Annotated in this window: 9 protein-coding genes and 1 pseudogene; 7 read left to right on the top strand and 3 right to left on the bottom strand. The window is 64.3% G+C overall.

Translation table 11 applies throughout. The features are described from left to right. Positions 1 to 33 precede the first annotated feature (33 nt). Both cutA and dsbD read left to right on the top strand, forming a co-directional pair. Complete coding sequence (gene cutA / locus ACWPWO_RS16100; RefSeq protein ID WP_394062759.1) at positions 34 to 417, top strand: divalent-cation tolerance protein CutA; 384 nt, start codon at positions 34 to 36, stop codon at positions 415 to 417. 37 nt (positions 418 to 454) lie between these two features. After that, positions 455 to 2,371 (top strand): protein-disulfide reductase DsbD, encoded by a 1,917-nt coding sequence (gene dsbD / locus ACWPWO_RS16095; RefSeq protein ID WP_454007416.1) that lies wholly within the window; start codon positions 455 to 457, stop codon positions 2,369 to 2,371. Between the two features lie 69 nt (positions 2,372 to 2,440). On the opposite strand, the pseudogene hemB reads toward dsbD, so the two are convergent. Together hemB and yihA are read right to left on the bottom strand one after the other, a co-directional pair. Further along, positions 2,441 to 3,439 (bottom strand): annotated as a pseudogene (hemB, locus tag ACWPWO_RS16090) (porphobilinogen synthase); the annotation flags it as partial. Positions 3,440 to 3,455: 16 nt separating this feature from the next. After that, positions 3,456 to 4,079 carry a ribosome biogenesis GTP-binding protein YihA/YsxC gene (yihA, locus tag ACWPWO_RS16085; RefSeq protein WP_394062753.1) on the bottom strand — a complete coding sequence of 208 codons (624 nt, stop codon included), beginning with the start codon at positions 4,077 to 4,079 and terminating at the stop codon, positions 3,456 to 3,458. 157 nt (positions 4,080 to 4,236) lie between these two features. Between yihA and ACWPWO_RS16080 the strand changes: the two genes are divergently transcribed. The 5 genes from ACWPWO_RS16080 (at position 4,237) to ACWPWO_RS16060 (ending at position 11,270) form a co-directional block, all read left to right on the top strand. Continuing rightward, entirely contained in the window at positions 4,237 to 4,941 is a 705-nt protein-coding gene (locus tag ACWPWO_RS16080; RefSeq protein WP_394062751.1) for a c-type cytochrome, read from the top strand. 426 nt (positions 4,942 to 5,367) lie between these two features. Then, positions 5,368 to 7,350 carry a cytochrome c biogenesis protein ResB gene (locus ACWPWO_RS16075; RefSeq protein WP_454007516.1) on the top strand — a complete coding sequence of 661 codons (1,983 nt, stop codon included), beginning with the start codon at positions 5,368 to 5,370 and terminating at the stop codon, positions 7,348 to 7,350. 12 nt (positions 7,351 to 7,362) lie between these two features. Next, positions 7,363 to 8,721 (top strand): c-type cytochrome biogenesis protein CcsB, encoded by a 1,359-nt coding sequence (ccsB, locus tag ACWPWO_RS16070; RefSeq protein WP_394062749.1) that lies wholly within the window; start codon positions 7,363 to 7,365, stop codon positions 8,719 to 8,721. Between the two features lie 231 nt (positions 8,722 to 8,952). Next, positions 8,953 to 10,107 carry a tyrosine-type recombinase/integrase gene (locus tag ACWPWO_RS16065; protein WP_454007415.1) on the top strand — a complete coding sequence of 385 codons (1,155 nt, stop codon included), beginning with the start codon at positions 8,953 to 8,955 and terminating at the stop codon, positions 10,105 to 10,107. Further along, a complete protein-coding gene (locus tag ACWPWO_RS16060; RefSeq protein ID WP_394062745.1) occupies positions 10,104 to 11,270 on the top strand; it encodes a PDDEXK nuclease domain-containing protein in 1,167 nt (388 codons plus the stop codon). The genes ACWPWO_RS16065 and ACWPWO_RS16060 overlap by 4 nt, the downstream gene beginning before the upstream one ends. A gap of 216 nt (positions 11,271 to 11,486) precedes the next feature. Here ACWPWO_RS16060 and ACWPWO_RS16055 read toward each other — a convergent pair whose 3' ends face one another. Beyond that, complete coding sequence (locus ACWPWO_RS16055) at positions 11,487 to 14,399, bottom strand: putative bifunctional diguanylate cyclase/phosphodiesterase (RefSeq protein WP_454007414.1); 2,913 nt, start codon at positions 14,397 to 14,399, stop codon at positions 11,487 to 11,489. Between the last annotated feature and the right edge of the window lie 62 nt (positions 14,400 to 14,461).

Genomic DNA, 14,461 nt, shown 5'->3' with positions numbered 1-14,461 from the left:
CGCTACACTAGGGGCTCTCGCTTAGGAGCTCGCATGTCCGACACCCCCGCTTCCCCGGAACACGATCTGTCCCTGTCCCTGGCCGGCCTGGAGCCGCAGCATGTCGTGCTGGCGCAGACCACCGTGCCCGACCTGATGCTGGCCAAGTACATGGCGCATCAACTGGTCGAGGACGGAATCGTCGCCTGCGCGAACCTTGCGCCGATCGGCTTGTCCATGTACATGTGGCAAGGAGAGCTGCAGGGCGACGAGGAAATCACCCTGACTTTCAAGACCACAGTCGCCCGGCTTCCGGAACTGGCAGATCGCCTGCGTGCCCAGCACCCTTACGACCTGCCGGAATTGATCGTCCTTCCGGTAGCCGGTGGTTTCACGGCATATCTGGACTGGGTGCGCGCGCAGACGCGCGCGGCCTGATCCGTTTGTGCATGCCTTCAAGATCCGGGACCGATTCGTGTCGTTGTTGCTGAACCAGACCCCTCGCCAATTGCCCGCGCCGCGTCTTGGCGCCGTGTTTTTCCTTCTTCTGTTCGTGCTGGCCGGCTGGCTGGCCGCCTGGTCGCCGCAGGCCCGGGCCGAGGAAGAGTTCCTGGACCCCGAGCAGGCCTTCGTCCTGACCGCCGCCATGAGCGCGCCGGACCAGCTCGATGTGCACTTCCAGATCGCGCCCGGCTATTACATGTATCGCAAGCGCTTCGAGTTCACGAGCGCGGACCCCTCCCATCTGGGCGCGCCCCGGCTGCCGGACGGCGAGAAAGTCTATGACCCCAATTTCGATGAAGTCATGGAGGTCTATCGCCAGTCGGTGACGGTGCGCGTGCCCATCCTGGCCGACAGCTCGGCCGGCGGCGAGCTGCAGGTGGACGTGGTCAGCCAGGGCTGCGCGGACGCCGGCCTGTGCTATTCGCCGTCGACCCAGACCCTGACATTGATTCCGACTGCGCAGGGCTTCGAGGTCGCGGGCCCGTTCGGCGTGCTCAGCGTTCCTCCGCCCGGCCAGTCCGCCCGCCAGGCGGCCGCCGCCAGCGCCCAGCCTTCGGCCGGCGGCGTGGCCTCCGCCCTGAATCTGAGCGACGTGGGCCTGGCGGACTACCTGAAGCAGGCCGGCTGGGGCCAGGTGGTGCTGCTCAGCTTCGTGTTCGGCCTGTTGCTGTCGTTCACGCCCTGCGTGCTGCCCATGGTGCCCATCCTGCTGTCCATCATCGCGGGGCGGCGCGAAACGGCGTCCTCGCGCTGGCACGGGCTGGCCATGGCGTTCGCCTTCGTGCTGGGCCTGTCCCTGGTCTATACGCTGCTGGGCGTGGCCGCGGGGCTGGTGGGCGCGGGCCTGGCCGCCTGGCTCCAGAAGCCCTGGGTGCTGGGCCTGTTCGCGCTCATCCTGGTGGTGCTGGCCCTGTCCATGCTGGACGTCTTCACTTTCCAGGCGCCTTCTGGTCTGCAGAGCCGCCTGAACGACAAGGTCAACCGCCTGCCCGGCGGACGTTTCGGCGGGGTTTTCCTGATGGGCATGCTGTCCGCGCTGATCGTCGGCCCCTGCGTGGCCGCGCCGCTGGCCGGCGTGCTGCTGTTCATCTCCCAGACGGGCGACGTCGTGCTGGGCGGCTCGGCCCTGTTCGCCCTGGCCTGGGGCTCGGGCGTGCTGCTGCTGGCGGTGGGCGCGGGGTCCGGACGTCTGCTGCCCAAGGCCGGCGCCTGGATGAACAGCGTCAAGACGGCATTTGGCGTCTTGCTGCTGGCCACGGCATGGTGGATGGTCTCGCCCCTGATGGTTTCTTCCGTTGCCGTGCTGGGCTGGATCGTGCTGGCCCTGTGGGCCGCGGCCTTGCTGGGCGCCTTCGGGCGCGGCGCCGCGCCGCTGACGGCCTGGTCGGCCTTGCGTCAGGGTCTGGGAGTCCTGCTGGCCGGCTGGGCTGCGCTGATGCTGATCAGCGTGGCGCTGGGCCGCCCCAGCGTGATCCGGCCGCTGGACGGGTTGAAGAACGCGGGCGTGGCCGCGCCGGTTGCCGGCAAGGTCGAATTCCAGCGGATCAAGACCTTGGCGGAGCTGGAGCAGCGCCTGGCCCAGGCCACGCGGCCCGTCATGCTGGATTTCTATGCCGACTGGTGCGTGTCCTGCATCGAAATGGAGAACTTCACCTTCAGCGATCCGGCGGTGGCGCAGCGCATGGCGCAGTTCGAGCTGCTGCAGGCCGACGTCACGGCCAACAATGCCGACGATCGGGCGCTGCTCAAGCAGTTCCGCCTGTTCGGCCCTCCCGGCATCATGTTCTTCGACTCCAAGGGCCAGTACCTGGACGCCCATCGCGTCATCGGTTTCCAGGACGCGCAGCGCTTTGGCAAGGTGCTGGACCAGGTGTTGGCCGCCGGCTAGGCGCGCCGCGCCCGGGCGCAACAAAAAACGCAGCCCGGGAGCTGCGTTTTTTTGTCCGCCAAGTGCGGGTCAGGCGTTCTGCTGGCGCAGCAGCGTGGCCGCCTCGATGGCGAAATAGGTCAGGATGCCGTCGCCGCCGGCGCGCTTGAAGGCCAGCAGGGACTCCATCATGACCTTGTCGTGATCCAGCCAGCCGTTCTGGGCGGCGGCCTTGATCATCGCGTATTCGCCGCTGACCTGGTAGGCGTAGGTGGGCATGCCGAACGCGTCCTTCACGTCGCGCAGGATGTCCAGATAAGGCAGGCCGGGCTTGACCATGACCATGTCCGCGCCTTCACGGATGTCGGCGGCCACTTCGCGCAGGGCTTCGTTGCGGTTGGCCGGATCCATCTGGTAGGTGTTCTTGTTGGAACGCCCCAGGTTGGCGGCCGAGCCCACGGCGTCGCGGAACGGGCCGTAAAAGGCGCTGGCGTACTTGGCCGAATAGGCCATGATGCGCGTGTGGATGAACTGGTCCTGGTCCAGGGCGGCGCGGATGGAGCCGATGCGCCCGTCCATCATGTCGCTGGGCGCCACGATGTCCACGCCGCATCGGGCCTGCGACAGCGCCTGGCGGATCAGCATGTCCACCGTGGCTTCGTTCAGGATGTGGCCCTGCTCGTCCAGGATGCCGTCCTGGCCGTGGCTGGTGTAGGGGTCCAGGGCCACGTCGGTCAGCACGCCCAGCTCGGGGAAGCGCTGCTTGAGCATGCCCACCACGCGCGGGATCAGGCCGTCCGGGTTGGCCGCTTCGGCGCCGTCGGGCGTCTTCAGGGACGGGTCGATGGAGGGGAACAGCGACAGGACGGGAATGCCCAGCTCCAGGCAGCGTTCGGCCACGCGCAAGAGCTCGTCCGGGGAATAGCGCATCACGCCGGGCATGGAGCCGACCTGTTCCTGGACTTTCTCGCCCTCGCGCACGAAGACGGGGTAGATCAGGTCGTCGGTGGACAGGCGGTTCTCGCGCACCAGCCGGCGCGAGAATTCGTCGCGGCGGTTGCGGCGCAGGCGGGTATTGGGAAAGTCAGCGGGGGGAGAAAACGAGTCATGGAACGACCTTCGGAGAAATCCAGTTTTCGATGTGTTCGGTCGCTTCTTGCAGGCCGATCCGATCGGTGGAAGAAAAGGGCAGGGCTTGCAGGGCGCCGATTTCCTTGAGCTGGCGGCGCACCTCGGCCACTGCCTTGACGCGCTGGCCGTAAGGCAGCTTGTCCGCCTTGGTCAGCAGCGCGAGCACGGGCTTGCCGGTGGGTGCGATCCACCGGGCCAGGCGATGATCCAGTTCGGTGACGCCGCGACGGATGTCGATGAGCAGCACGATGCCGGCGATGGAGGGGCGCGACACCAGGTAGCCGCCCAGCACGTCCGACCAGTCCTGGCGCTCGCGCCGGGCCACGGCGGCAAAGCCGTAGCCGGGCAGGTCGACCAGATGGCCCAGGTAGTCGCCGGGGCTGAGCGGATCGGGAATGCCGAACAGATTGATGAGGCGGGTGCGGCCCGGCGTCTTACTGGAGAAGGCCAGCTTGCGCTGATTGGTCAGCACATTGATCGCGGAGGATTTGCCCGCATTGGAGCGCCCCACGAAGCAGACCTCCGGAGGACCCGGAGGGGGCAGCTGATCGATTTGAGCAGCTGAAATCGTGAACTGAGCGCGGTGCAGTATCGACATGGTTGCAGCGTAATTCCATATTGGTTCAGCGCCTATTGTATAATCTGTCGATTTGAAACAGTAACGTCGTGTACACCCCCGATCTTACCGGCGGTCTACGGCGGGTTTTGCGGGGCGCATGCGGCACCCCGATTGAATCGCGATTGTCGAGGTCCTAATGAAGCGTACGCTTTCCCGAATCGTTGTCGCAAGCAGCCTGACGATGGCTTGCTCTGTGGTTTTTACCGCTAACGTGGCAAATGCAGCTGGTCTGCCCAAACCCGATGCCGCCAAGGGCGAGCAGCTCTACCTCAAGGGGGAGATGTCGCGCGGCGTGCTGGCCTGTGTGTCCTGTCACGGGGACGCGGGCAACAGCACCATCCCTGCGAATCCGTCGCTGGCGCATCAGCCCTACGAATACCTCGTCAAGCAGCTGCACGACTTCCGCGCCAAGGACGAGAAGTCCGTGCCGACCCGTCGCGGCCCTGATGGCGCCAATACCCTGATGACCGCCATCGCCGGCGGCATGACCGAAGACGAAATTCGCGACGTCGCCTTCTACCTCTCCACCCAGTCCGTGGATTGGGACAAGGCCGCCAACGCCACCAAGGAAGACACCATGGAGCGCGGCCAGAAGATCTGGCGCGGCGGCCTGCCCGAGCGCGGCGTGGCTGCCTGCGCCGCCTGCCACTCGCCCGACGGCGCCGGCATGCCCGGCCAGTTCCCGCGCCTGGCCGGCCAGCACGCTTCCTACATCGCCGAGCAGCTCAAGCTGTTCCGCAGCGGCGATCGCGCCAACGGCCCGATGATGCATGACATCGCCGACCGCATGTCCGACGCCGACATAGCGGCGGTAGCCGATTTCGCAGCAGGCCTGCGTTAATAGCCAAAGGGGGCCGACGGCCCCTTTTTTGACGCCGGGAGCATGTCTTCCGGCCGTCCCCCGGTCCTGCCCAGGTTCCGGGAGGGAGCCGCAGCCCTCTGACCGCAACGGCGCGCCCGCTTGCCGGTCCTGCATCGGGTACTGGCGTTTGCCTTTTGTCATGTGGGGAACCTTTGCCCGCTTCGCGCATCCAACGTCAGGATGTCTCCGGTGACCACGCGCTTTCGCATCAGTTTCGCCGTCCACGGCGAGGTTGAGCGAGGCGGCATGGATACGGCGCCGCAAGCGCCCCTGTATCGTGGCGAAGCAACTCCGGCCGCATGGCCGGGGCTTCTTCAATCCGCCCACTTCTTAAGATAGACGTTTGTGAAAAAAGTATCTTCCACGCGCCGTTTTGCCGCTGATTTCTTCGAGTTGCTGGGTTCGATGCGTTTTGCCATCAGCCTGCTGATGTTCATCTGCGTCGCCAGCCTGATCGGCACGGTGCTGGCGCAGAACCAGCCGGCCAATACCTATATTGACCAATTCGGCCCCTACTGGTTCGAGCTGTTCGACCATTTTTCCATCTGGTCCGTCTACAACAGCGGCTGGTTCCTGGTCATCATGGCCTTTCTGGTGGTCTCCACCACCTTGTGCGTTTTACGCAACGCCCCGAAGATGGTCCGCGACATGCGCGCCTTCAAGGAGCATGTGCGCGGCGGCAGCCTGAAGGCCTTTCCGCATCGGGTGGAGCTGAACAGCGCCGGCGCGCCAGAACACAGCCGCGAACAGGTGCAGGGCTGGCTGCAGGCTCATGGCTATGCGGTGCGGGTAAGGCGCGACGAGGACGGCAGCATGATGGTGGCGGCCAAGAAGGGCAGCGCCAACAAGCTGGGCTACATCTTCGCCCACCTGGCCATCGTGGTCATCTGCGTGGGCGGGCTGCTGGACAGCGAACTGCCGGTGCGCCTGCAGGTCTGGCTGGGCGGCAAACAGCCCATCACCGAAAACATGCTGATCTCCCAGGTGCCCGATTCGGGCCGACTGGCATTGGGCAATCCCAGTTTTCGCGCCAATATGCTGGTGCCCGAGGGCGCGCGCACAGCCTCGGCCGTGATCAATTCCGGCGAAGGCGTGCTGGTCCAGCCCGTGCCTTTCGCGCTGCAGCTCAAGCGCTTCCTGGTCGAATACTATTCCACGGGCATGCCCAGCAGCTTCAAGAGCGAAGTGGAGGTCACCGACCCGGCCACCGGGGAAACCTTCGAGCGCACCATCCAGGTCAACGAACCGCTGCGCTACAAGGGCGTCACGGTCTACCAGTCGGGCTTTGACGACGGCGGCAGCCGCCTGACCCTGGCCGGCTATCCACTGGCCGGCTCCAGCAGCAAGCCCTTCGAATTGAAGGGCACCGTGGGCGAGAAAGCCGTCATCACGGCCCAGGAAAGTCCCGACGCCCAGCCCCTGACCGTGCAGTTCACCGAATTGCGGCCCATCAACGTGGAGAATCTGTCCGAGGGCGATCCCCAGCCCAAGGCCATGATCGAGCACGTGGCCGCCGTGACCGGCAGCGCCGCCAACAGCAGGAACGAACACTTGAAGAACGTCGGCCCCAGCGTCAGCTACCGCATCATTGACCAGCAAGGGCAGGCGCGCGAGTTCGTCAACTACATGATGCCCGTGGAGCTGGACGGCACGCTGGTCTTTCTGGCCGGGATGCGCAATTCCCCTGCTGAATCCTTCCGCTACGTGCGCCTGCCGGCCGATGCCAACCGCTCCCTGAAGGAGTTCATGGACGTGCGCGCCGCCACCCAGGATCCGGCCATGGTGGAGAAGGCTGCCGAACGTTTCGCGCAGCGGAACTCTTCCTCGCCCGAACAGAAGGAGCTGATGCTGGCCGCCGCCCGGACCTCGCTCCAGGCCTTTACGCGCGCGGGTTTTGACGGCATCATTGGTCGTGTGCCCGAGGCGGAACGCGAACGCATTCTCAGCTTCGCCGTTCCCATGATCCAGCTCACGCTCACCGAATTGCGCGACCTGGTGCGGCAGCAGCAAGGCTTGCCCGAACTGGATTACAGCCAGGAAAACAACGAGGCCAATCGCTGGATCCAGTCCGCGGTTCTGGCTTTCGCCAATCTTCCCAACTATCCCGCTCCGGTCATGCTGACGCTGGACAGTTTCGAGCAGGTGCAGGCCAGTGTCTTCCAGGTGGCGCGCAGCCCCGGCATGTACACGGTGTACCTGGGGTGTCTGTTTCTCATCATTGGCGTGTTCTCGATGTTCTACATCCGGGACCGTCGCGTGTGGGTCTGGATACGTCCGCACGAGCAGGGCAGCAGCCTGATGGCTGCAATGACGTCGCAACGTCGCAACTTGGACTTCAACCTCGAATTTGACCGCCTCCAGGAGGCGTTCAAGCGGCTCTCTGTCTGACAAGGTGTAGCTATGGCGCAGACTCTCTCCTCGGCCACCCCGACCATGTGGCACGACAACATCGCCTCCAGCGGCGATCGCCGCGGCATCCGCGGTCGTCCCGACTGGACCGACCTACTTTATTTCGTCCTGCTGGCGGCGGGCGCGGCCTACGCGCTCAATACCTACAGCGACAGCATGGACTACTACGAAAAGATCATCCTGGTGGGCTTCGTGCCGTTCGTCGCCTGGCTGGGCTGGCTCTGGCGCCCCCTGCGCACCATCACCGTGGCCTGCGGCCTGACGGCCCTGCTGGCCATCTGGCTCTACAGCACGGGCGGCGGCCTCATCAACGGGGACATCCAGAAGGCCGATTCCGTCTTCCTGCTCAAGTACCTGCTGTCGTCCCAGTCCGCCATCCTCTGGATGTGCGCCCTGTTCGTCCTGGCCACGGTGCTGTACTGGGTGGGTTTCTTCAGCGACACGGCCGCCTGGATGGGTTCGGGCCTGACCTGGGCGGCTGTCTACGCCGGCACCACGGGACTGCTGGTGCGCTGGCGCGAGGGCCATCTGCTCGGTCCGGACATCGGCCACATCCCGGTCAGCAACCTGTACGAAGTCTTCGTGCTGCTGGCCTTGATCACCGCGCTGTTCTACCTATATTACGAGCGCCGCTACAACACGCGCGCCCTGGGCGGCTTCGTGCTGCTGGCCATCAGCTCGCTGGTCATCTTCCTGTTGTGGTATTCCTTCGCGCGCGACGCGCACCAGATCCAGCCCCTGGTGCCCGCCCTGAAAAGCTGGTGGATGAAGCTGCACGTGCCGGCCAACTTCATCGGCTACGGCACCTTCTCGCTGGCCGCCATGGTGGGCTTTGCCTACCTGGTCAAGGAAAACGGCGAAACCCGCTCGCGCGGCAAGCTGGTCCCCTTGTTCGTGCTGGGCGCCATCCTCTGTGCCGAGCCCATGATCTTCGGCTCGCGTGAACTGTCCCTGACCTGGATGCTGTATTTCGGCCTGGGCAGCATCATCGTGGGCACCATTCTGTATTTCCGCGGTCCGATCTCGCGCAAGCTGCCTGCGCTGGAGGTGCTGGATGACATCATGTATCGCGCCATCGCCGTGGGCTTTGCCTTCTTCACCGTGGCGACCGTGCTGGGCGCGCTGTGGGCCGCCGACGCCTGGGGCACATATTGGCAATGGGACCCCAAGGAAACCTGGGCCCTGATCGTCTGGCTGAACTACGCCGCCTGGCTGCACATGCGCCTGCTCAAGGGCCTGCGCGGCACCATGGCCGCCTATTGGGCGCTGGCCGGCCTGCTGATCACCAGCTTCGCCTTCCTGGGCGTGAACATGTTCCTGTCGGGCTTGCACTCCTACGGCGCCTTGTAGGCCGGCTAGGCATTGCGCAAGAAAAACCCCGCAACTTCAGTTGCGGTTTTTTTTTGTTTCACGATGACTCCAGTACCGCAATTCGCTGGGCTACGCCAAGGCTCGATAGAGCAGGTTTATCAATCACTTAGGTGAGTTCAACATATGCCGGGGCTTTCCGAAACTTGTCCCAGCTTCCCCTCGCGTGGCTCCCATGCGGCTCTTGGAAACCAGGCTTTCCGAGGAGTCATCATGGCGAAGATCAAGCTCACCAAGTCCGCAGTCGATGCGGCACAATCTCAAGACAAGGCCATCGAACTGCGGGATACCGTGGTGCCTGGCTTCCTGTGCAAGATCACCCCGGCGGGCCGCAAGCCCGCCCTGGGCCAATACGGGGAACTAACCGTCGATCAGGCACGCACGATGGCGCAGGAGCGGCTGGCCGAAGTACGCAAGGGCGGCGACCCCAGCGCGGCCAAGAACGCCGCCCACAAGGTATCGATCATGAAGGAGTATGGCCACACCTTCATGGAGAACTACTCCAAGCAGCGCAGCAAGCCCGGCACGCAGCGTGGCTATCAGGGCGTGATTGACCGCTGCATCATCCCGATCATGGGCCGGATGAAGGTGCAGGACGTGAAGCGCCCGGACCTGGCTGCGCTGATGAAGAAGCTGGCCTACAAACAGGCCGAGGCCAACCGCACCTTCGGCGTGCTGCGCAAGATGTTCAACCCGGCCGAAGTGTGGGGACTGCGCCCTGACGGCACGAATTCGTGCCGCCACGTTCCGATGTACCCGCCGGACAAGGAAACCCGGCTCATCGTAGACGATGAACTGGCGCGGATCTTCCGTCACCTGAAGCATCTGGAGGCGAAAGGGCTGGAGAACTATGTCATCCCGCTGGCGATTCGCCTGCAATTCGAGCTTGCGGCCCGCCGCTCCGAAATTTGCCCGTTGGAGCGGGACCGGGTTGATCTGGAGAAGCGCCGCGTCGTCTGGCCTGACAGCAAGACCGGCGGTATTTCCAAGCCCATGAGCGAGGAAGCCTATCGGTTGCTTTCGACGGCACCGCGCCGGGAAGGCTGCCCCTACGTCCTGCCGTCGCCCAACGATCCGACTCGGCACATGACCCACGGCGAACACTATGGCGGCTGGACGCGCGTGCTCAAGGTCGCTGGCGTGCCGCACGTCGGCACGCACGACATCCGACACAGGGCGACGATCGACATTGCCAACTCAGGCGTGCCAACCAAGGTGGGCATTAAGCTCACAGGCCATGAGACCGTGGCGATATTTATGCACTATGTTCATACCGAGGACAAGCCGGTGCGGGATGCGGCCGAACTGGTGGCGAATCGGCGGCTGGCGATCACCGGGGCATCCCGTTCTATGGAGGTGACAGCATGACAAGGAAGACGCCCGTGGCAACGCGGAAACCTGCTGCCCTACCGGCTGGCTATGCCGGCATCCACAGCGGCATCGTGGAACTGCTGGATGCGGCGCGCTGGGCAGCGGCGCGCAGCGTCAATGCGCTGATGACGGCCAGCTATTGGGAGATTGGCCGTCGGATCGTCGAAGCCGAGCAGAAAGGCAGGCGGCGGGCCGGTTACGGCGAGCAATTGATGATGCGGTTGTCTGCCGATCTGACGGCTCGATTCGGGCGCGGCTTTGGCGTAAACAACCTGGAGAGCATGCGGCGTTTCTTCCTTGCATACCCCCAGCCCGAGATTTCCCAGACACTGTCTGGGAAATTGGGAAATGAGTCGCTTGTCGAGAAATCCCAGACAGTGTCTCGGAAATTCGACCTCTCCGAACTGTCCCAAGTCTTCACTCTGCCATGGTCGGCCTATGTCCGGCTGCTGTCGGTCAAGGATGATCATGCCCGTCGGTTCTACGAGGCCGAGGCGCTGCGCGGTGGCTGGAGCGTGCGCCAGCTCGATCGGCAGATCAGTAGCCAGTTCTATGAACGCACGGCCTTGTCCAAAGACAAGGCAGCGATGCTGGTCAAGGGTTCGGTGCCCAAAGCCGAGGATGTCGTCACGCCCAATGACGCGATCAAAGACCCGTATGTGCTGGAGTTCCTCGACCTGAAGGATGAGTATTCGGAATCCGATCTGGAAGCGGCCTTGATCCAGCGCTTGGAAGACTTCCTGCTGGAACTGGGGGAAGGCTTCACCTTCATCGGAAGGCAGCGGCGCTTGCGCATCGACCAGACTTGGTATCGGGTCGATCTGTTGTTCTTCCATCGCAAGCTGCGCTGCCTGGTCATCATCGATCTGAAGCTGGGCAGCCTGACCCATGCCGATGTGGGGCAGATGCACATGTACTGCAACTATGCCAAGGAGCATTGGGCCTACCCGGGCGAGAACCCGCCGGTGGGTCTGATTCTGTGCGCTGACAAGGGCCATGCCCTGGCGCGGTATGCGCTGGATGGCTTGCCGAACAAGGTGATGGCGGCGAACTATCGGACGGTGCTGCCGGAGGCCGAGTTGCTACAAAAGGAACTGGAGAACACGCGGCGTCTACTCGAATCTCGCGGAGCGCTGCCCCCAAAGGATGCCAATCCATAGTCGTGCGTTCCGGCGTTTCGCCGTTGGGCTCTCTGGCTAGCGCCGCGCGCTTCGTGTCGAATCACAGCTATGTGGCGCTGATTCTTAGCCCCCGATGTTACGATCCCGCAAAGCGGCTAGAAGTAGAGCTAAACCAGTGTCCCGTATAGTTTTTCTATCACCAAGCTGTTTTCATTAAAAGCTTGACGCCGGACTTTTTTTACCTCCAAACCGGGCTCAGACCGTCGGCGAATGCTTCTGCTGGGATTCCAGCAGGAACTGGCGGGCGGGCGCGTCCTTGACCAGGTCGGTGATGGCGGTGGCCTTGAGCAGCTCGGCCGGCGTGCAGGCGCGCGAGACGATGAAGCCCTGCACGTAGTCCACGCCGAGCTCCTGCAGGACCTGCAGGGTGGGCACGTCCTCCACCCATTCGGCGATGCTGATCATGCCCAGGTTGCGCGCCAGCTCCACGATGGTGCGCACGATGGCCACGTTGGTTTCCTTGTTCAGCATGTCGCAGATCAGGGCGCCGTCGATCTTGATGGCGTCGGCGGGCAGCTCGCGCAGGTAGGAGAAGGAGGTATAGCCGGCGCCGAAATCGTCCAGGGCGATGCGCACGCCCGTCTGCTGCAGGCGGCGCATGAAGTGGCGGGTGTGTTCCAGGTCGTCCAGGGCCACGCCCTCGGTGATCTCCACGCACAGCTTGCGCGCCAGGTGCTCGTAGCGCGCCAGGATGTCGAAGAACCACTGGATGAATTTGTCGTCGTTCAGCGACACGCCGCTCAGGTTGATGTTCACCAGCTGGGTGCGCGCCAGTTGCTGCTCGTGCTTGGACATCCATTCCAGCGTGGCCGAGAACACCCACTTGTCGATGATGGTGATGGTGCCGCTTTCCTCGGCCGAGGAAATGATGCGGCCGGTCGGGATCAACTGGCCGGACGAGTCGCGCACGCGCAGCAGCACTTCGAAATTCAGGCTGTCGATGGGACGGCGCAAGGACACGATGGGCTGCATTTCCAGGTACAGGCCGCGCGAGGAGCCGCCTTCCAGCTGTTCGAACAGGCGCAATTCTTCCGCATGTTCCTGCAGGGCATTGGAGTCCTGGTCGTAGATGATCATGTCCTGGTGCTGGCGGCGCGCTTCGCGGGCGGCGCGGCTGGCGGGCGAGAGGGCTGCGTGCGGCGCCATGCCGGGCGCCACCTCCACCCGGCCCAGCGTGCTGCGCAGGTTGAAGCTGCGGTTGCCGGCCATCAGGGGGCTTTTGTTCAAGGCCTCGATGACTTCGTTGGCCAGTGCGCGGGCCTGTTCGGGGTCGCTGTCCTCGAAGATGATCACGAATTCGTCGCTGCCGATGCGGCCTATCTTCTCGCCGGCCTGCAGCACGGCCTCCAGCTGCTCGCAGACCTTCAGCAGCAGGGCGTCGCCCGAGGAATGGCCAAAGGTGCCGTTGACGTACTTGATGTGGTTCAGGTCCAGATAGGCCAGCAGGCAGGGCTTGTCCTCGGCGCTGCGGGCGAGCGCCTCGTCCAGGGCTTTCTCGATGCCTCGCTGGTTCAGCACATTGGTGACCGGATCGTTGTCGGCCATCAGGCGCAGCTGGCGCAAGGTTTCGGCGCGCGCCGTGACGTCCTGCAGCGACCCTTCGATGTGCTGGTTGACAATGGCCACGCGCAGGGCGAACTGGCAGGGGCCGATGTGGGTATCATGCCGGGCGACGGTCACGTCCTGGCTGGCCTGGGTGCTCTGGGCCACGGCCTTCCAGTCCTGCTCGGGAAAGAAATCCGTCCAGTGCACCGGCGCACCGGAGGGGTCGAACTGGATGCCCAGCATCTCGGCCAGCACCGGGCTCATGCGGTGAAAGGCGCCCGATTCGCCCAGCGTGAACATGCCGATGGGCGTCAGGGTGTAGTGGGCCAGCAGTTCGTTGCGGGCGCGCAGGGCCTCGCTGCGGTCTTCGCGCAGACGCTCGCCGATGGCCAGGGCGACCATCAGGTTGGAGAGCAGCAGCGTGATCACGCCATTGAAGTTTTCCACGAAGCTGGAGCGTCCGAACGCGGCCAGGAAGATGGCGGAGATCAGCACGCACAAGGCCATGCTGAGCAGCACCAGCTGCCACAGCATGATGCGCGAGCGGGCCTGCAGCAGGATGGACAGCAGCACCCATCCGGCGCAGCACAGGGCGTAGATGGCGCTGAACCACATCAGGGGCTGGAACAGGTCCGTGGGCAGCAGCACGGAGGCCAGCAGCAGGACCAGGCCCAGCAGGCCTGCCGAGCTGAGCCAGCGCTGCTGAATCATCGAATGGATGGACGGCTTGAGCAGCAGGGTGAACAGCGAGTAGCTGAGCAGGAAATAGCAGGCGATGGTCACCTGGCGCAGCGGCGGCATGACGGCGGCCGGCAGGGTGTGCCCCAGCCACTGCATGTCCCAGCCCATGGCCATGGAGCCCAGGCGCAGGTTGCCGACCAGCCAGACCGACAGCAGCAGGTAGATCCATTCGCGATTGGTGGCGGCCAGCACCAGCATGAACAGCGACATGGTCAGCAGTCCGCCTTCCAGCAGGCCTATGCCGCGCGTGTAGCGGATGGAGGAATGCTTGATGTCGTCTGCGGCCCAGAGCTCCACCTGCAGCACGCCGCGGCGGTCCACTTCGAGGCGGCACAGGATGGAGGCGGGGACGGCGGACGCGCCCAGATCCACGGTGTAGCCCTGGACGGGGGAGCGCAGGGCCTGGGTGGACAGGCTGTGGTCATTGACGGTCAGCGTTTGCAAGTCGTTCGTGCGCCAACAGGCCAGCACGTTGAACCGCGATGCGGGGAAATGCAGGACATGCTCGTTGCCGTCATCCTTGGAGGGCAGGTCCAGCAGCAGCCAGTGCGGCTCGTCCAGTTGCAGCTGGCGCTGCAGGGGGCTGGCCGTCAGGCGGCTGATCAGGTCCGGACCGGGTGTGGCCTGGTCGCTGGCCAGGGCATGGAAGTTCAGGGGCTGGCCCGAAGGCGAAGGGTAGCGGTTGGGCAGGAAGATCAGGGCCCAGAGCGTGAGCAGGATCAGGAACAGAGGGATGACGTAAAAGCTCAGCCCGCGAATCAGGCGTTCGCCGGTCGATGTGACAGGTTCTAGGCTGTCGATCTGTATTCCTGAAACGGTCATGATGGCGATACAGCCTCCAGCGCTTACCATCGAACTGCCCGGCCACCGACAGTGGAGTTTGC

This window comes from Alcaligenes sp. Marseille-Q7550 (assembly GCF_965112015.1).
This window is presented reverse-complemented; position numbering and strand designations above follow the sequence as displayed.

Coding starts and splice junctions, on each gene's coding strand:
- cutA (WP_394062759.1), top strand. CDS start 34: ATGTCCGACACCCCCGCTTCCCCGGAACACGATCTGTCCCTGTCCCTG.
- ccsB (WP_394062749.1), top strand. CDS start 7,363: ATGGCGCAGACTCTCTCCTCGGCCACCCCGACCATGTGGCACGACAAC.
- ACWPWO_RS16060 (WP_394062745.1), top strand. CDS start 10,104: ATGACAAGGAAGACGCCCGTGGCAACGCGGAAACCTGCTGCCCTACCG.
- ACWPWO_RS16055 (WP_454007414.1), bottom strand. CDS start 14,399: ATGACCGTTTCAGGAATACAGATCGACAGCCTAGAACCTGTCACATCG.
- ACWPWO_RS16080 (WP_394062751.1), top strand. CDS start 4,237: ATGAAGCGTACGCTTTCCCGAATCGTTGTCGCAAGCAGCCTGACGATG.
- yihA (WP_394062753.1), bottom strand. CDS start 4,079: ATGTCGATACTGCACCGCGCTCAGTTCACGATTTCAGCTGCTCAAATC.
- ACWPWO_RS16065 (WP_454007415.1), top strand. CDS start 8,953: ATGGCGAAGATCAAGCTCACCAAGTCCGCAGTCGATGCGGCACAATCT.
- ACWPWO_RS16075 (WP_454007516.1), top strand. CDS start 5,368: ATGCGTTTTGCCATCAGCCTGCTGATGTTCATCTGCGTCGCCAGCCTG.